At 45.9% G+C, this 17966-nt stretch carries 16 protein-coding genes; all 16 read left to right on the forward strand.

Going from position 1 to position 17966, the window contains the following annotated elements; translation table 11 throughout:
• Nucleotides 1–4 precede the first annotated feature (4 nt).
• From nuoD to CLV27_RS04160, 16 genes are read left to right on the forward strand one after another with little or no spacing between them, the layout of a single operon-like run.
• Complete coding sequence (gene nuoD, locus CLV27_RS04085; RefSeq protein ID WP_132526085.1) at nt 5–1186, forward strand: NADH dehydrogenase (quinone) subunit D; 1182 nt, start codon at nt 5–7, stop codon at nt 1184–1186.
• The gene (locus CLV27_RS04090) at nt 1183–1662 is read left to right on the forward strand and encodes an NADH-quinone oxidoreductase subunit NuoE family protein (protein ID WP_132526087.1); all 480 of its coding nucleotides are present in this window, start codon (nt 1183–1185) and stop codon (nt 1660–1662) included. Before nuoD ends, CLV27_RS04090 begins: the two co-directional genes overlap by 4 nt.
• 2 nt (nt 1663–1664) lie before the next feature.
• Nucleotides 1665–2933 carry an NADH-quinone oxidoreductase subunit NuoF gene (gene nuoF, locus CLV27_RS04095; protein ID WP_132526089.1) on the forward strand — a complete coding sequence of 423 codons (1269 nt, stop codon included), beginning with the start codon at nt 1665–1667 and terminating at the stop codon, nt 2931–2933.
• The gene (locus tag CLV27_RS04100) at nt 2930–5122 is read left to right on the forward strand and encodes a 2Fe-2S iron-sulfur cluster-binding protein (RefSeq protein WP_132526091.1); all 2193 of its coding nucleotides are present in this window, start codon (nt 2930–2932) and stop codon (nt 5120–5122) included. The genes nuoF and CLV27_RS04100 overlap by 4 nt, the downstream gene beginning before the upstream one ends.
• Complete coding sequence (locus tag CLV27_RS04105; protein ID WP_132526093.1) at nt 5122–5595, forward strand: Crp/Fnr family transcriptional regulator; 474 nt, start codon at nt 5122–5124, stop codon at nt 5593–5595. Before CLV27_RS04100 ends, CLV27_RS04105 begins: the two co-directional genes overlap by 1 nt.
• The gene (nuoH, locus tag CLV27_RS04110) at nt 5592–6554 is read left to right on the forward strand and encodes an NADH-quinone oxidoreductase subunit NuoH (protein ID WP_132526095.1); all 963 of its coding nucleotides are present in this window, start codon (nt 5592–5594) and stop codon (nt 6552–6554) included. Before CLV27_RS04105 ends, nuoH begins: the two co-directional genes overlap by 4 nt.
• 12 nt (nt 6555–6566) lie before the next feature.
• Entirely contained in the window at nt 6567–7022 is a 456-nt protein-coding gene (gene nuoI, locus CLV27_RS04115; protein WP_132526097.1) for an NADH-quinone oxidoreductase subunit NuoI, read from the forward strand.
• Entirely contained in the window at nt 7019–7498 is a 480-nt protein-coding gene (locus CLV27_RS04120) for an NADH-quinone oxidoreductase subunit J family protein (RefSeq protein ID WP_132526099.1), read from the forward strand. Before nuoI ends, CLV27_RS04120 begins: the two co-directional genes overlap by 4 nt.
• A complete protein-coding gene (gene nuoK / locus CLV27_RS04125; RefSeq protein WP_132526101.1) occupies nt 7498–7797 on the forward strand; it encodes an NADH-quinone oxidoreductase subunit NuoK in 300 nt (99 codons plus the stop codon). The genes CLV27_RS04120 and nuoK overlap by 1 nt, the downstream gene beginning before the upstream one ends.
• Before the next feature lie 2 nt (nt 7798–7799).
• Complete coding sequence (gene nuoL / locus CLV27_RS04130; protein ID WP_132526103.1) at nt 7800–9662, forward strand: NADH-quinone oxidoreductase subunit L; 1863 nt, start codon at nt 7800–7802, stop codon at nt 9660–9662.
• Nucleotides 9663–9673: 11 nt separating this feature from the next.
• Nucleotides 9674–11128 (forward strand): NADH-quinone oxidoreductase subunit M, encoded by a 1455-nt coding sequence (locus CLV27_RS04135; protein WP_132526106.1) that lies wholly within the window; start codon nt 9674–9676, stop codon nt 11126–11128.
• Nucleotide 11129: 1 nt separating this feature from the next.
• Nucleotides 11130–12578, forward strand: coding sequence for an NADH-quinone oxidoreductase subunit N (locus tag CLV27_RS04140; protein ID WP_132526108.1), 1449 nt, complete (start codon nt 11130–11132; stop codon nt 12576–12578).
• Entirely contained in the window at nt 12575–13972 is a 1398-nt protein-coding gene (gene selA / locus CLV27_RS04145; RefSeq protein WP_132526110.1) for an L-seryl-tRNA(Sec) selenium transferase, read from the forward strand. The genes CLV27_RS04140 and selA overlap by 4 nt, the downstream gene beginning before the upstream one ends.
• On the forward strand, nt 13914–15971 hold the full coding sequence (locus CLV27_RS04150) for a TonB-dependent receptor plug domain-containing protein (RefSeq protein WP_132526112.1): 2058 nt from the start codon (nt 13914–13916) through the stop codon (nt 15969–15971). Before selA ends, CLV27_RS04150 begins: the two co-directional genes overlap by 59 nt.
• Entirely contained in the window at nt 15944–16705 is a 762-nt protein-coding gene (locus CLV27_RS04155) for a hypothetical protein (RefSeq protein ID WP_132526114.1), read from the forward strand. The genes CLV27_RS04150 and CLV27_RS04155 overlap by 28 nt, the downstream gene beginning before the upstream one ends.
• The gene (locus tag CLV27_RS04160) at nt 16693–17949 is read left to right on the forward strand and encodes a GGDEF domain-containing protein (RefSeq protein ID WP_132526116.1); all 1257 of its coding nucleotides are present in this window, start codon (nt 16693–16695) and stop codon (nt 17947–17949) included. The genes CLV27_RS04155 and CLV27_RS04160 overlap by 13 nt, the downstream gene beginning before the upstream one ends.
• Nucleotides 17950–17966: the final 17 nt, after the last annotated feature.

Here is a 17966-nt window from a genome sequence, read left to right on the forward strand (position 1 = left end):
GTGGATGGAGAGGGAAAAGGTAGACCTCGTTATAAATATGGGACCTCAGCACCCATCAACTCACGGCGTTTTAAGGCTTATCTTAGAGCTGAAGGGAGAGAAGATAGTTGGAGCCGATACGGTCATAGGTTACGTTCACAGGGGCGTTGAGAAGTTAGCGGAGAGCAGAAGGTATATGCAAGTTCTTCCCGTTTTTGACAGGGTTGACTACGTTTCTGCTACCTCCAACGAGCTTGGATTCGTCCTTGCCGTTGAGAAGCTCCTTGGCATAAGTGAAAGAGTTCCCGAAAGGGCCCAGTACTTAAGGGTCATTATGGCTGAGCTTACCCGTATCTCCTCACACCTCCTTTGGCTTGGCACTCACGCCCTTGAGCTTGGGGCTATGAGCGTCTTTTTATACGCCTTTAGGGAAAGGGAAAAAATACTTGACCTTTTTGAGGAGATAGCGGGTGGGAGACTTCACACCGGTTATATGAGGATTGGGGGCGTTGCCAATGACGCAACTCCCAAGTTCTTAGAGGAGCTTGAAGAGTTTCTTGAATTTTTCCCAGAAAAAATTGACGAGTATGAGACCCTTTTAACGAAAAACAGAATTTGGCTTTCAAGGACAAAGGGCGTAGGCGTTATAGACAAGGAAACGGCGATAAACTGGGGAATAACAGGCCCTACTTTAAGGGCTGCAGGCTGTGATTATGATGTGAGGAAGTATTACCCCTACTGCGTTTACGACCGCTTAGAGTTTGACGTTCCCGTCTTTCACAACGGGGATGTTTACGACCGCTACCGCGTCAGAATGGAGGAGATGAGGCAGTCTGTCAGGATAATAAAGCAGTGCCTTGAAAAGATGCCTGAAGGCCCTGTTCAAATTGACGATCCCCACGTCTTTTTACCGCCGAAGGAAGAAGTCTACAACACAATGGTTGGCCTCCTTCAGCACTTTGAGCTGGTAATTCACGGAATAAAGCCTCCTCCCGGTGAGGTTTACGCTGCCGTTGAGGGTCCCCGGGGAGAACTCGGCTACTACATAGTGAGCGACGGTTCAGACAAACCTTACAGGCTGAGGATAAGGCCTCCTTCACTCATAAACATCGCCATAATGCCGGAGCTCCTTAAGGGCCACTACGTTGCAGACGTTATTTCCATCATAGGTAGCTTAGACCCCCTTATGGGAGAAGTTGACAGATGACCCTTGAAGAGTTCAGGGAAAAGGTAAGAGAACTAAAGAACAGCGGGAAGTATCCGGTGGCAAGGTCCTACATTCTTCCCGCCCTCTGGATTGCCGAGAAGAACTTTCCTGCAATTACCCACGAGGTTATGAAGGTCGTTGCGGAGGAGCTCGGCGTTAAACCTGTTGAGGTTGAAGAGGTTGCAGAGTTCTACGCAATGTTCCATACAAAGCCAAAGGGAAAGTACGTCATAAGGGTCTGCACGAACCTTTCCTGTATGCTCTGCGGCGGGGAAGGAATCCTCGCTAAATTTTCTGACCTTCTTGGGATTTCCCCCGGTGAAACTACGGAAGATGGTCTTTTTACCTTAGAAGTTTCTGAGTGTATGGGCTTGTGCGATGGAGCTCCCGCCGTAACCGTTAACGAGGAAAGGTTCTTGAAGGTAACCTCTGAAAAAGTTCCAGAGATACTCAGGAAATTTGGCTGGAAGGGCTAAGGATGGAAAGGCTTCTCCTTAGAAACGTTGATAAGGAAAACTCCCATACCATAGAGGTTTACATAAAGGGCGGTGGCTATCAGGCCTTAAAGAAAGCGTTAAAGGAGATGTCCCCTGAGGACATTATTGAGGAGGTAAAGGAGAGCGGACTCAGGGGAAGGGGTGGAGCAGGTTTTCCTACGGGACTAAAGTGGGAGTTTGCCGCCGCCGACGTAAAAGAGCCCAAATTCTTCGTCTGTAATGCCGACGAAGGTGAGCCCTGTACCTTTAAGGACAGGGTGATAATTGAGAAGGATCCCCACGCCCTCATTGAGGGAATGTTAATTGGCGCTTACGCTACAGGCTGTCGTTACGGTTACATATACCTACGTGGGGAGTACCCCATAGGTAGGAAAATACTGGAAAGGGCAATAGCTGAGGCCTACGAGAAAGGCTTTCTCGGTGAAAACATCCTTGGGACGGAGTTTTCCTTTGACCTTTACGTTCACTCTGGGGCTGGCGCTTACATATGCGGAGAGGAAACTGCCCTTATAGATTCCCTTGAGGGTAGGAGGGGAGAGCCGAGGATAAAGCCTCCCTTCCCAGTTAACGCCGGTTACCTCTGGCAACCGACCGTCGTCAACAACGTTGAGACCCTTGCAAACATTCCCCTCATTATTGAGAGGGGAGGAAAGTGGTACTCACAGATAGGCTCTCCCGACTGTCCGGGGCCAAAGCTTTATGCGGTCAGCGGAAAAGTAAAAAGACCCGGGGTCTATGAGCTACCAATGGGAACGCCTTTAAGGGAGATTATCTACGAGCACGCCGGTGGTATCGTCGGTGATAGGAAGTTAAAGGCAGTTTTTCCGGGTGGAGCTTCAAGCTGTGTTTTAACCCCAGAGGAAATAGACGTTCCTATGGACTTTCCCTCCTTAGCTAAGGCCGGAACGATGCTTGGTTCTGGTGCAGTGATGGTTCTTGATGAGACGGACTGTATCGTTAAAGCGGCGCTAAGGCTCATAGAGTTCTTTAGGCACGAGTCCTGCGGTAAGTGCGTCCCCTGTAGGGAAGGAACGGACTGGCTTGTGAGGATAGTGAGGAGGATAGAGGAAGGGCAGGGAACAGAGGACGACCTTGACGTGATACTCTCTGTTTCTGAGACGATGGAGAACTCTTTCTGCGGCCTTGGAATGGCTGCCCACAACCCTGTAGCTTCAACGGTTAAGAAATTCAGGGAAGAGTTCTTAAAGCACATTAAGCTTGGAAGATGTCCCTTTAGGAGTGGCCAATGAATAGCTTCAAGATAGTTATAGACGGTAAGGAGTGTGAGGCCTATCCGGGAGAGACGGTTTTACAGGTTGCTGAAAGGAACGGGATAGTTATTCCGGTTTTTTGCTACCACAGGGAGCTCCGCCCGGAAGGAGCCTGTAGGGTTTGCCTTGTTGAAGTTGAGGGAGCTCCCCGTTTGGCGACCGCCTGCACTCTTAAGGCCATGCCCAACATGGTCGTAAGGACAAACACCGAAAGGGTAAAGAAGGCAAGGGCCGGGGTCATAGAGCTCATTCTCAACAACCATACCTTGGAGTGTCCTATCTGCGATAAGTCCGGTGAGTGTGAGCTCCAGATGACGGGCTTTAGGCACGGCCCAAAGAAGTCCCGCTATAAGGAGCCAAGGCGTGAGAAAGACATTGTTATAAAAGGCCCTCTTATTGAGATAGACAACGACCGCTGTATCCTGTGCCGCCGTTGCATAAGGATGTGCGGCGAAAATATGGGGAACCGAGTTCTTGGAATCCTTAAAAGGGGCTACAAAGCTTACGTTTCTCCTTTTAAAGGTGACTTCCTTGAAAGTGGCTGCAGGCACTGTGGAAGTTGCATAGACGTATGTCCCGTTGGCTCTCTCCTTGACAGAGCTTTTAAGTATAAAGACCGCCCTTGGCGTATGGAAAAGACGTGGACTACTTGCACCTTCTGCGGTTCAGGTTGTAGGCTGGAAGTAGACACCTATCACGGCCGAATAAAGAGAGTTGTCGGAAGAATAGGAGTAAACAGCGGACACAACAGAGGATACCTTTGCGTAAGAGGAAAGTGGGGCTGGGACGTTGTTTACTCTGAGAGGAGGCTAAAGAAACCTCTATTAAAGGATGGGGAGGGACTCCGAGAGATAACCCTACAGGAAGCTATAGATGTTCTAAAGGAGAAAGTTTGTGGCAGGAGAGTTAACCTTTACGTTGATAGCTCCCTGACAAATGAAGAGCTGGAGTTCCTTTATGCTGTCTTTGGAGGCGAGAACGTAACATCTGACGCCTATTCCTTTTCTCAGGCTCTTTCTGGAATTTCAGAGATAACCGGCAGTTTTGAGACAGATAGATTTTCGTCAATATACGACGCGGACATAGTTTTCGTCGTTGGCGACTTCATAGAGGAGATAACTCCTGTTGTGGCAACGCTTTTAAGGCTTGCAGTTATTCAGAGAGGGAAAAGGTTAATAAGGCTTGGAACCTTCCCTTCAAAGCTTGACTCTGTAGCTTTTCAGTCCTTACTCGTTGGGGAAGAGGACCTTATAGACACCTTGAAGCACTTTATCATGGGAGCTCTTGACTCTTCCTATACTTCAAACAGCCGGGATATAGACAGAGCTGCAAAGGTTCTGAGGAACAAGAAGGTAGCCTTCGTTTTAGCTGGTTTAACCCTTTTCAGTCCCGATGTAAAGGAGATTTCCAAGACGGTTGCTTACCTTGCCAAAAGACTCTTTGCTAATAGTCCTGTAATAGTTGTTCCTCCAAAGGCTAACTCAATAAAGGTTTCAAAACTCTTTAACCTGAAAAAGCCTTCTGAGCTTGAAGGTGAGGTAAACGTCCTTGTGAATGTAGAGCTTAACAGGGACTTTCCGGGAGTTTCTTTAAAGGAAGGTTTCACCGTTCTCTTTTCTCCCTACTATACCCGGGACGTGGCCTTGGCAGACCTTATAATTCCCGTAGAGACGGGGCTTGAGAAGAGGGGAACGGTTGAAGGGGTAGAAGGGGAGCTCTCCTTGGAGACCTCCCTTGAGCCTGAATATTCCCTGAAGGAGATACTGAACTCGCTGCCGTTAGAACCTGTAGAAGTTTTAAGAAAAGAGTTTCCTCTGAACGAGGAGCTTGGCCATACAAGTCTAAAGAGGGAAGAGGGAGAGTTTTACCTGACTGTTCTTTTAAACAGGACAGGGTGGAACTCTGTGAGCTACTACTCTGAAAACGTTAGTAGGGTAGCTTCTGGAAGGGTTCTCCTCCTTAACCCTGAAGATGGGAAAGGAAGGGAGATTGTAACTTTGAAAACTTCCGGAGGAGAGCTGACAGTTCCGGTAAAGGAGTGGGAAGGAGTTCCACAGGGTAGAGCTCTGCTTAGGATAGAAAGGTTTACGAGGGACGTTTCACAGCTTTTAAGAGGATACTTTCCTGCAATGACAGGAATTCCGTGTAAACTGCTACTGGAGGCGTGATGGTAAAGGTTGAGATGGCAAAAAAGTTTCCTCTCTTTTCAAACTTTACGGAGAAAGAGCTTGAAGAGGTTTCCCACTACCTTGACTACAAAGTTTTCCCAAAGGGAGAGGTTCTCTTTGAAGAGGGAGACCCCGGAGACAAGATATTCTTCTTGGTAAAGGGAAGGGTAGGGCTTTACCGTCCAGACCCTTTTGGAAATGAGGTGAAGGTGGCCGTAAGCGAGGCCGGAACTCCTCTTGGAGAGCTCTCCTTCTTTAGCAGCAAGTTTCACTCTTCAAAAGGTGTGGCTCTAAAAGAAACCCATGCCTTAGTTCTTACAAGGGAAGGTTACGAGAAATTAAAGGAAGAAGACCCCTACTTGGCGGTTAAGATGGTGGAATCTTTGGCCAGAGTCGTTGCAGAAAGGCTAAAAGAAATGAACAGAAAGTTCGTTGATACCGTCTGCTTTATCTGGGGAGGTCCTAAGAAGTGACGAGTAACTTTTTAAGCCTTCTCTTCGTCGTGGGGCTTATGCTCGTTGCGGTTCCCCCTATTACTTACCTTGAAAGGAAGGTTCTCGGCCACATGCAGCAGAGGCCGGGGCCTATGGTTGTAGGCTTCCACGGCCTACTTCAGCCCCTTGCCGACGCTATAAAGCTCATTTTTAAGGAAGACATAGTTCCCCGTGGAGCGGATAGACTCCTATTTATGCTTGCCCCTTCTTTCAGCGTCTTTGGAGCTCTCCTTGCTGCCTCTGTGGTTCCAATTGGCTTTATACAGGCCGTTCCGCTAAAGTCTGGTCTCCTCTTTGTTATGGCGATGAGCGCCATTTCCATCTACGCCTTGGTTCTTGCCGGTTACGCTTCAAACAGCAAGTACTCCTTCTTGGGCGGAATGAGGGCTGCCGCTCAGGTTCTCGGTTTTGAGCTACCTATGGGATTTGCCATTATGGCCATGGTTCTCCTCTACGGCACCCTTGACTTTAATGAAATGGTAAAGTGGCAGCAGGAGCACGGCTGGGGAATCTTTTACCAGCCCGTAGCTTTTCTCCTCTTCCTCTTTATGATGGTTGCAGAAATTGGAAGACCTCCCTTTGACCTGCCGGAGGGAGAGAGCGAGCTCGTTGGAGGTTTCCACACAGAATATTCCGGAATGAGGTTCGCCGCCTTCTACTTTGGGGAGTACATAAACATAATCGTTTTGTCACTAATTGTTTCCCTTCTCTTTTTGGGTGGCTGGAGTGGACCTTTTGCAAAAGAATATCCCGTCCTTGGCGTTATTTACCACCTTCTGAAGGCCGGTTTCTTCATCTTCCTAACCTTCTGGCTTCGGGCTACATTCCCACGCTACAGGTTTGACCAGATGCTCTCAATTATGTGGAAGATAATGCTTCCAGTTTCCATAGTTAACGTTTTTGTAGCAGCGCTTCAAGTTTTTCTTTTTAGACTTTAAAGGGGTAGGTGGATGGAAGTACTGAAGAAGGCGCTTTTTACAGACCTTCTCAAAGGGATGAGGGTGACTTTAAGGACTATGTTTAAGCCTACGGTCACCCTTCACTACCCCTTTGAGAAGGAAAAGCCCAGAAAGCGCTTTAGAGGTATTCACGCCCTCAAACTTAACCCGGACGGTAGCTTGCGTTGCGAGGCCTGCTTTTTGTGTGCAACTATGTGTCCAAGTAACGTCATAGATATGGAAATGACAGAGGGAGAGAACGGTGAGAAGGTTCTCGTTGACTTCACCGTTGATCTAACGAGGTGTCTCTTCTGTGGGCTATGCGTTGAAGCCTGTCCAAGGGATGCAATCGTTATGACAGATATTTACGAGTTCTCCCAGTACAGTGTAGATAAACTCGTTCTGCACAAGGAAGATCTTTTAAAGCTCGGAGAGTACTACCAGAAGTGGGAGAGGGAAAATAAATGAGTGAGGTGTTCTTTTACTTTTTCTCCGTTCTCTCTATAGTCTTTGCTGCGGTTGCAGTTACTTCGCAGAACATCATAAGAGGTGGAGTAGCCCTCCTTGGATGCTTTGTTTCACTTGGGGCAGTTTACTTTACCGTAGGCGCGGAGTTTCTCGGAATAGTTCAGGTTATCGTCTACGGTGGAGCCATTATAGTTCTTTACCTATTTGCCCTTATGACGATGGATTTAGCCTCTTTAAAGTCTGAGCCTTTTAAGGCTTTTCTTGTTGCAGCTGGTGGTTTACTGTCGGTTGTTACGGCCTTCCTCTTGCTGACGGGAGGTATGGTTCTTACTAAGGACTTTAAGCCTTCTATTTCTGGTGCTGAGGACCTTGCCCTGCCGATGTTCTTTAAGTTTCTTCTGCCTTTTGAGGTCGTTTCGGTGTTGCTTTTAATTGCCACTGTAGGGGCTGTTGCGATTGGAAGGAGGGAAAGCTGATGGCACCGACGGACTTTTTTGTCTTAAGCGCTTTTCTCTTTGGGATAGGAATTTTCGGGCTCGTTGTGAGGAGGAACGTTATATCAATCTTTTTCTCTTTGGAGCTCCTTTTAAACAGCGCAAACGTTCTTCTTGTTGGCTTTTCAAAGCTTCACGGAAATCTCTACGGTGAAGTTTTTGTCTTTTTCGTCCTTGCAGTAGCGGCTGCAGAGGCTGCTGTTGGGTTGGCAATAGTTGTAGCCCTATATAGGCTAACTGGTAGCGTGGACACTTCAGAGTTTAGAAGGCTGAGGTGGTGAGGATGGGACTTACTTTCCTTATAGCTTTTCTGCCGCTGGTTGCCTTCTTAGTAAACGGCATATGTGGGTCACTCTTTGGCCTTAGTGGTTTTCGCAATCGCTCTCACTACGTTGGCGTTACAGCGGTTGGAGCTTCTATGCTCCTTTCCTTTTACGTTCTCTTTAAGGTAACGGGTGGAGAGGTAATCTCGGAAGTCTGGTTTAGCTGGCTCATTTCCGGTGGACTTTCCGCCTCCTTTGGAGGCTACGTTGACTCCCTAACGGCAGTTATGCTCGTTGTTGTAACTTTAGTCTCGTTCCTCGTCCACGTTTACTCCGTCGGCTACATGCACGAAGACCCCGGTTACGACCGCTTCTTTGCTTACCTTGGGCTTTTTACTTTTTCAATGCTCGTTCTGGTGCTGTCCCCCAACTTCCTCCAGCTGTTCTTTGGATGGGAGGCTGTAGGACTATCTTCTTACCTCTTAATAGGTTTTTGGTACAAGAAAAAGAGTGCCGCCGACGCTGCCGTTAAGGCCTTCCTGATGAACAGGGTGGGAGATTTCCTGTTTATACTGGGAGTAGTGTCTGTCTTCTGGGTGTTTGGCTCTCTGGATTTTCACGATGTATTTAGCAAAGTTCCGGAAGTTTCGGTTAAGGAGCTCTCAATCATTGCCCTTCTCCTCCTTGGCGGAGCTGTTGGAAAGTCCGCTCAGTTTCCCCTTCACACTTGGCTTCCAGACGCAATGGAAGGTCCTACGCCAATCTCTGCCCTAATTCACGCCGCAACTATGGTTGCTGCCGGAGTTTTTATGGTTGCAAGGTGTGCACCAATTTATGAGGCCTCTCAAGTTCTTACAGTCGTTGGGGTTATCGGCGTTATAACCGCCTTTGGAGCGGCAACCATAGGTCTTACCCAGTTTGACATAAAGAGAGTTCTTGCCTATTCAACTCTTTCCCAGCTTGGGTATATGTTTGCAGCCCTTGGGGTTGGGGCATACGTCTACGCAATGTTCCACCTCTTTACCCACGCCTTTTTCAAGGCACTTCTCTTTTTAGGTTCCGGTAGCGTTATCCACGCTATGGGAGGGGAGCAGGATATAAGGAAGATGGGAGGACTTTATAAATACATGAAGGTGACTGCTGTTACTTTCATTGTTGGAGCTTTAGCCCTTTCTGGTATTCCTCCCCTTGCTGGATTTTTCAGTAAAGACAAGATAATAACTTCCGCCTTTGGAGAGGGCCACTTGGCCTTCTGGTTCTTCTTAACGGCCGGTACCTTTCTCACCTCCCTCTACATGGGAAGGCTGATTTTTCTCGTCTTCTTTGGAGAAGAAAGGTTTGGCGATGAGGTGAGGAAGCACCTTCATGAATCACCTCCCGTTATGACGGTACCTCTTTTGGTTCTTGCGGTTCTTTCACTCTTTGCAGGTTTCCTTGAGGGTTGGTTCGTCCACTTCGTTGGGAATTCCGTTCCGAACGTTTCCTTTGAGCTTTCCCACTCGGTGGAGGTTTTCTTAGTTCTTACTTCTATTGGTCTTTCTCTCCTTGGAATTTTTGTTGCGGCTTACATCTACTTGTGGAGAAAAGCTTCTCCGGAGAAAATTGCAACCCTTTTCGGGCCTCTCTATAGGCTCGTTTACAACAAGTACTACTTTGACGAGGTGTATGATTTCCTCTTTGTAAGGGGCGTTGGCTTTGTTACCGGTAAAGCCTTGGCTCTTACTGACAAGTATGTGATTGACGGGGTCGTTAACGGCCTTGCGGCCACAGCGAAGTGGTCGGGAGAGCTCTTAAGGCTCACTCAGACTGGAGTCGTTAACACCTACGTTGCCTACATGGTTATTGGAATGATTCTCTTTGCAGTAATTATCTGGCTCTACTAAGGGGTGTGTGGATGCTGAGTGCTATTTTGCTGATTCCACTTTTGGGGGCTTTACTGGTTGCTTTCTGTAGGAATGAAGAGAGGGTAAAGTGGATTGCCCTTTTCTTTACTGGGGTGGAGCTCCTTCTAACCCTTTACGTTATGTTTAACTTTGACCCTTCAAGGAGCGGTTTCCAGTTCGTTGACTACGGCAGCTGGGTTCCGGACATTTCCGTAATGTACAAGGTGGGAGTTGACGGCCTAAGTCTTGTGATGCTCTTTATGACGACCCTCATTACGTTCATAGCAGTTCCTTCTGCTTGGAACTACATCAAAGAAAGGAAGAAACTCTTTTACGCCCTTCTCCTTCTACTTGAAACGGCTATGGTGGGTGTCTTTATTTCCCTTGACCTTCTCCTCTTTTACATCTTCTGGGAGGCAATGCTCATCCCTATGGCCCTCATAATCGGCATTTGGGGAGGGGAAAGGAGGATATACTCGGCTTTAAAGTTCTTCATCTACACCTTTGCCGGTAGCATTTTCCTTTTAGTTGGAATGGTTGTTCTTGTCATCCTTTACGGTAGTACCACCGGAAACTATACCTTTGACATTACTGAGCTTACAAAGCTAAAACTTCCTTTAGAGGTTCAGAAGTGGCTCTTCTGGGCCTTCTTCATTGCCTTTGCAGTGAAAGTCCCTGTGTGGCCCTTCCACACTTGGCTTCCCGATGCCCACGTTGAAGCTCCAACTCCCGGAAGTGTTATTCTTGCGGGCGTTTTACTGAAAATGGGAACTTACGGATTCTTAAGGTTCTCACTTCCCCTCTTTCCCGATGCCTTTAAACTCTACGCTCCGGTGGTTTTCGTCTTGGGAGTTATCGCCATAATTTATACAGCCCTTGTAGCTCTCGTTCAGGAAGACGTGAAAAAGATAGTTGCTTATAGCTCCGTTTCCCATATGGGATTTGTGATGATAGGTATGTTCTCACTAAACGTTCAAGGGATAGAAGGGGCTATTTTCCAGATGCTAAACCACGGCTTGGTGAGCGCTGCCCTCTTTTTTGTAGTTGGCGTTATCTATGAAAGGCTCCATACGAGGAATATTACGCAGATGGGTGGACTTTCGGAGTTCGCTCCAAAGCTTGCAACGCTTGCGATGGTCTTTACTATGGCCTCCGTTGGACTACCGGGTACCAGTTCCTTTATAGGTGAGTTTCTCACGATTCTCGGTGGCTTTAAAGCTGCTAAATGGGCTGGCATTCTAATGGCTCTTGGGGTGATTTTCGGAGCTGCCTACATGCTCTACATGTACAGGAACGTTTTCTTCCTGAAACCTAAGGTTAGCAAGTTTTCAGACCTTGACTTGAGGGAGCTTGCTACTCTGGCATTTATTGCTGTTCTTGTTGTCTGGTGGGGATTTTTCCCTGAGGTGATAATGGGCTTTTTCCACAGCTACGTTTCTGAAATCTTAAAAGTTGCCGGAGTGTAGGATGGAGCTGAATCCGAACCTTTTACTTCCGGAAGGTTTTTTGCTTGTTTCTGCTCTGATTATGTTACTCGTTGACCTTGTGGTCCCCGACAGGCGAAAAAACGGGCTGTTTGCTGCTGTTTCCTTTGTGGTTATTGCAGTTACGATGTTCCTTGTTGCCTCTACAGTTACTCTTGAGCCGCAACGCGCCTTTAACGGCTTTGTTAAGAAAGACGCAATGGTCGTTATCTCTCAGGTGTTTATCCTTCTGTGTGGCCTATTTTCGGTTCTCATGAGCTACAGTTACATTGAAAAGTTTCCTTTAAAGCACAAGGGAGAGTACTACTACACACTTCTTTTTGCCGTTTTAGGGGGGATGCTTTTAGTTGAAGCCAACGAGTTTTCAACGCTCTTTGTTTCCTTAGAAGTTATGTCTATATCGGTTTACATCTTAATTGCTCTGTTTAAGGGTGAAGAGAGAAGTTTAGAGGCTGGTCTTAAGTACTTCATAATGGGCTCTGTCGGTGCTGCAGTTCTTGTTTATGGCCTTGCTGTGCTCTACGGCCTGAGCGGAACAACTCTCTACTCGGGAGTTTCTGATGTAGTTAACGAAGCTGAAATAACGCCGGCCCTTCTACTCTCTGTTATCCTTGTTGCTGTGGCCTTCCTCTTTAAGACGGGAGCTGTTCCCTTTCACGGCTGGGTTCCCGACGTTTACCAAGGTTCTGCGGCGCCGGTTACTGCATTTATGAGCGCTGCTGTGAAGCTCGCTGCCTTCGTAGCCTTCTTAAGGCTGTTCCTTCCTCTCTTTTCCAGTATAGCTACCGAGTGGACACTGGCAGTTTTAGCTGTTGCGGTCGTTACTATGTTTGCCGGGGCTCTTATGGCCTTGAATCAGGATAACGTCAAGAGAATGTTGGCTTACTCTGCGATTTCCCATACCGGCGTAGTCCTCGCAGCCTTCGTTACCGTTCCGGCTTTAGCCTCTTTTACAGTTCTTTTCTACCTTTTCGTTTACGTCTTTATGACTGTTGCTGCCTTTGGAATAGTCTCGCTACTTACATCTCGCGGGTTTAAAGGTGAGGACGTTCAGGACTGGAAGGGTCTTTTAAAGAAAAGTCCTTTCCTCTCTTTCTGCGTTGTCGTTATTTTCATGTCACTTGCAGGTATTCCTCCCTTTGCCGGCTTTTGGGCAAAGTTTTACGTCCTCCTCGCTCTCGTAAGGGAAGGGTTTGTTCTAACAGCTTTAGCAGTCCTTCTATCAAGCCTGCTTTCCCTTTACATTTACCTTAAGCCGCTTGTCTACGTTTTCATGAAAGAAGGTTCTGAACTGGAAGTTTCCTTTAGCTCTACGGATTACGTAGTTGTCGGTTTTACGAGCTTGTCTATTTTAGTTCTTGGTATTTTCCCAAAGCTCGTGGCAGAGCTCTCCCTCCTTAGCGTTGCCTCTTTCTTGAGGGGGCTAAGTTGAAAAAGGAACTTTTCAGGCAGATTCCAAAAGTTGACGTTTTCCTAAGCGATAAAGAACTTCTTGAAGTACTTGGAGATTCACCCCGTCCTCTCCTTGTTAAGGCGGTAAGAGATGTCCTTGAGGATTTAAGGGCTGGAATAGCTGCCGGTAAGGTTCAGGAGGTTGACGTAGACAGGATAAGGGAAGAGATAAAGTCAGAGCTTAAAAAGCTCTTAAGACCTAAGCTCCATAGGGTAATAAACGCCACTGGCGTTGTTCTTCACACAAACCTTGGTAGAGCTCCAATATCAGAAAGAGTTGCAGAGCACCTTAAAGAGATAATAACCGGCTACTCAAACCTTGAGTACGACCTTGAGAAGGGGAAAAGAGGCCTCAGGTATAGAAACCTTGAGTGGATACTCAAAGAACTTACAGGTGCAGAGGACGTCTGTGTCGTTAACAACAACGCCGGTGCTGTTTTGCTCGTTCTTTCTGCCCTTGCAAAGGGTAAAGAGGTTATCGTTTCAAGGGGTGAGCTGATAGAGATAGGAGGCTCTTTCAGGATTCCTGACGTTATGGCGCAAAGCGGTGCAATCCTTAAAGAGGTAGGAACGACGAACAAAACTCACCTGAGGGATTACGAGAGCGCCATAAACGAGAACACGGGACTTCTCCTTAAAGTTCACACGAGCAACTACAAAATTCTTGGCTTTACAGAGTCCGTTTCAACTGAGGAGCTTGTTGAGCTCGGTAGGCGCTACGGTATTCCTGTTTACGAGGACCTTGGAAGCGGTAGCTTTATAGATGTGAGGAAACTGGGACTTTCCTACGAGCCTACAGTTCAGGATGTCTTAAAGAGCGGAGTTGATGTCGTTTCCTTTAGCGGGGATAAACTCTTAGGCGGAGCTCAGGCGGGGATAATTCTCGGCAAGAAGGAGTTTATTGAAAAAATAAAGAAGCATCCCCTTAACAGAGCTCTCAGGATTGACAAAATGACTTTGGCCGTCCTTGAGGCCACTTTAGTTTACTACTTGGATGAAGAGAAGGCCCTTAAAGAGATACCGACTTGGAGGTTACTCTCACAGTCTCCAGCCGTCATAAGGGAAAGGGCAGAGAAACTTGTGGAGCTTCTTAAACCTCGTTTGCTGGATAAAGCCCTGCTGGAAGTAGTTGAGGATGAATCTGAGGTGGGAGGAGGAGCTCTGCCCTTGCAAAGGCTACCTACTTACTGCGTCGCCGTAAAACCTCTCTCTCTTTCGGTCGGCGAACTTGACTGTAGACTAAGGAGCTGCGAGGTTCCAGTAATTGGTAGAATTAAAGATGAGAGGTATCTCCTTGACATGAGGACAGTATTTGATGAAGAGTTGGAGATACTCGCAAATAACCTTTTCAGGGTTCTTAAGGGAAGTTCTTAAAAAGGGAGGAAATATCCTTCTGCTTTTCTTCCTCTTCCCTCCTTTTGTTAACGCTCAAACGGAGCAGACCTTTCCTTTTTCTTACTACCTTGTAGAGAAGGAGCTCCAGATAATTTCAGCCACAAAGGAGGTAATCCTTTACTCTTCTGTACCTCGTTATATGAGGGTAATAACGAGGGAGCAGATAGACAGGTGGGGAGCTAAGAATCTCTTTGACCTCTTTAGACACCTACCTGAGTTCTACGTTAGAAAGAGCGACTTCTACCTAAACGCCGTTGGAGCTTTAGGCCTTAGACAGAGTTACTTTTCCGAAAAAGTTCAGGTTCTAATAGACGGTATCCCTCTAGCAGACCCGTCAAACGGTTCCTCGTTTAGCACGAACAACAACATATCCCTTGATAACGTAAAGAGGGTTGAGATAATCTACGGCCCTATGACCTCCCTTTACGGTTTTAACGCTTCTTTGGCCGTTGTTAACCTCATAACTTACTCTCCGGAGGATATTGACGTTAAGGTAGGAACTTCCCTGAGTACCTCTGGTTCAAGTGATAGTTATCTGGTCGGTTCCTTTAAAAAGGGTGGTTTTGAGGGCATTTACTCTTTTGTTTACAGAGAAGATAAGGGACCTCATGAAGGGTATACGGATTGGATAGGTACTACGAGGAATATCTCTCTATTCAGTAAGCACTTTACCTACTACTTGAAGCTCAACCACGAGAGCGGTTTCTACTTTAAATCTTACGGAGTAAACAGGGACGATTCTTTCCCACTTTCCATTTCAGGATTTATAGTTAACGGTGAGCATTCGTTTACCGATAGAACTGCTTACTTTAACCAGTTTGGCTTTAAGAGGAACAAAGATGCCTTTTTCTTTGATTTCCACGCTTACTTTAACTGGTTCTACCTCAAAAGGGGATACAACCTATGTCCATCAACCGTTTCTATCTGTAGTAATTACTTTGCCCCTGACGGCCTTTACGCTGTTGAAAAGAGGTACGTAAAAAATCCGGGACTCTCCTTATTTGCGAGTTATACCTCTGACTATGGAAAGTTTTCTGGAGGATTTGATTTAAGCGTTGCGGAGCTCTATAAAACGACTATAGATGCTAACTTTCTGCTTTCTTCAACGCTTTTTTTGAGCTTTGAGGATGTTGAGAAAGTTCCTTATAGCACTCTTCCAGCATCCGAAAATCTAATAGACGAAGTTACGAGAGTTACGCTTTCCCCTTACTTTCAGTACCTTTTAGCGGAGGATAACTACAGCTTTCTTTTCAACGTAAGAGTAGACAGAGCAACAGATGTAGGTAACGCCCTTTCTTACTCTCTTTCGGCCCTCTATAAGTTTAACGATAATTTGAGCTTTAAGCTCAACCTTGGTAGAGCCGCAAGGGTTCCTTCCTTTGAAGAGATGTACATCAAGAACAACCCGGTGTTGCTCGGTAACAGAGATTTGAAATTTGAGAAAGTGGATTCTGTAATGCCTGCCCTTGAGTACACAGGGGATACAACGCAGCTTAAGCTGCTTTTCTACTTTAACTGGATTAGTGACCTGATTTACAAAGAGACTGTAAACGATATTCAAAAACGTTGGACCAATGCTGACGGCTCTGTAAAGGTAAGAGGTATGCTCCTTACTCTCAAGAAATCTCTCTTTAATCGCTATGAAGTCTACTTTGATGTCGGCAGAAGGTTCTCATACTCAGGTAGTGTTGAAAAGGATTACTTTCAGTTTCCCTCTTGGAAAGGAGTTACGGGAGTTACGTATACTGGCAGTGGCGTAGAACTTGACGTCTGTACAGAGTTCTACTCGCGTATTTCAGATGATGTTGGAGGATACTACCTGCTCAACCTCAGTTCGCGCTGGAATCTTCGTAAAGACCTTACCCTTACTCTTGAACTGAGAAACATTTTGGACAGGAACGTTTATTACCCGGCATCTTGGCCAAAATTGGTAGATGAAGGTAGAAATCTATGGCTTGGATTAGAGTATTCCTTTTAGTTTTTATTGTTTTGTTGCCGCTGGCTTCAAGTGCTAAAGAGGTTAGAGCTTGTATTATTGACAGCTACGGTATTAGGGTCACTAATTACGTCAGAGAGCGTCTTGAGGAGCTTTTGAAGAGAAAGTACACCTTGGTTTCTTACTCAAGAAAGAGCTGTGATGTAAAGGTGCTTTTGGGCACTCCAGCAGTTGTGAGGGCTTTAAAGGAGGGAGAAAAGGGCAGAGTAATTTATACCTTTGTTATGTTTCCTGAGCTTCTTAGGCTTGAAAAGAAGAAGAACTTTATAGGCATTAGGATATTTCCATTACCTAAGAGAACTGCTGAAAAGTTCTTTACCTATACAGGGCTTGAGAGGAAAAAAATTGCTGTTCCTATTAGTAAGGATATGGTAAAACTTGCCAAACGCTACCTGCCACCGGACCTTTTTGACCTTGTCCCTTTTTCTGGGGACGTTGCTACTGTTTACCCTAAGCTAAAGGACTATAGCTATGTATACGTCTTCCCTGACCCCGTAGTTTTGAGGATAGTTAACATGCTTAACCTCGTTAAGTTCTGTAAGAACAGCGGGATAATCCTTATCTCTGGTCTCCCTGATCTTGATAGGTATGATGTGAACTTCATATATGCTGTTGATTATAACGACCTCGTGGATATAATTGTGGAGCTAATTAACGAGAACCCTAAGGAGAGAATAATTCCCTGTCCGGCAAGAGTAAAAGTATGGAATCGCTAAAGAGGTTTCTCCTTAAAAGGTCGTCGGTAATTTTCATTTTCTCTATAGTGGCTATAGTAGCCTTTAGTTACGTTTCAACAAGGGATGTTGGCAAGATTTACAATAAAAATTACCTCTACATAACTGCACTTGCGGGAAAAAGCCTTCGTTATATAACTGATATATACTACAATGATTACCTTATTTATCAGAATTTGAAAAACGTTAAATATAGAATCAATGACGTTGAAGCGGTCTATCTGTTTTTTAGAGGGAAAGAATACCTGTATTCCGAAGGTGTTTCTGGGGACTACTTCCCTCTCTTTAGGAAGTGTCACGAAGTTGAAAAAGAAAAAATGATTTCAGTTGATGGAAAGGTTCTTGTATGCTATCCATTTCATGAAGAGTTAGCTTCAGAACTTTTAAGGGATACGCGAAAAGAGGGAGTATTTGCCATTCTATTTGATAAAAAATACGTTGAGGTTATTCTAAAGGACTGGTTTTTAAAGAACTTGGTACTGCTGTTTCTACTCTTTGGTGTGGGAACCTTGATTGTTGTGGCTATTCTTGTTCGTATTTCTGAAAACTTCCGTCTTTTGGAGAGTATGATTAGGAGGACGGAGGAGTTTCTGAAGAGAGAGAACTTAGCACAGGAATATAAAAAGGAACTCCAGAAATTTGTTGACTCGTTTTCTTTCTTGGAGTTCAGCAAGATAGGAAACCTAATAATAAACTTGATGGGAAGAGTTGTAGAGCTTACCCAGAGGTTAAAGGAGCAGGCTATAGTTGATGCTTTGACAGGTCTTTATAACAGGAACTACTTGGAACAGTTTGTAGATAAAATAGTTAACTTGGTCCAAAGACAGGGACTTCCGTTAGCTGTAGCGATGATTGACATAGATAATTTTAAACAGGTAAATGATACCTACGGTCACAAGAAAGGGGACGAGGTTTTAAGAACCCTTGGAAAGATTGTTAAGTCTTCCGTAAGGAGGTCGGATATTGCCATTCGTTACGGAGGAGAAGAGATACTTATTATCTTTCCTAACAGTAAGAAAGAGTATGCTAAGTATGTTGTGAATAGGATTAAAGAAAGGTTGAAGAGTTACGACTTTGGCATAGGAAGGCCTGTAACCTTTAGTGCTGGTATCGCAGGTTACCCAGAAGAAGTTAAAGATTTGAGTTCTCTCAACAGTATAATTGAGATAGCGGATAAAAAACTTTATTTAGCCAAGAAGAAAGGCAAGGACAGAATAGAGCTATAGAGATAGGAACCGCCCGG

This window comes from Phorcysia thermohydrogeniphila (assembly GCF_004339575.1).
In the GTDB taxonomy this organism is placed as follows: Bacteria; Aquificota; Aquificia; order Desulfurobacteriales; family Desulfurobacteriaceae; genus Phorcysia; species Phorcysia thermohydrogeniphila.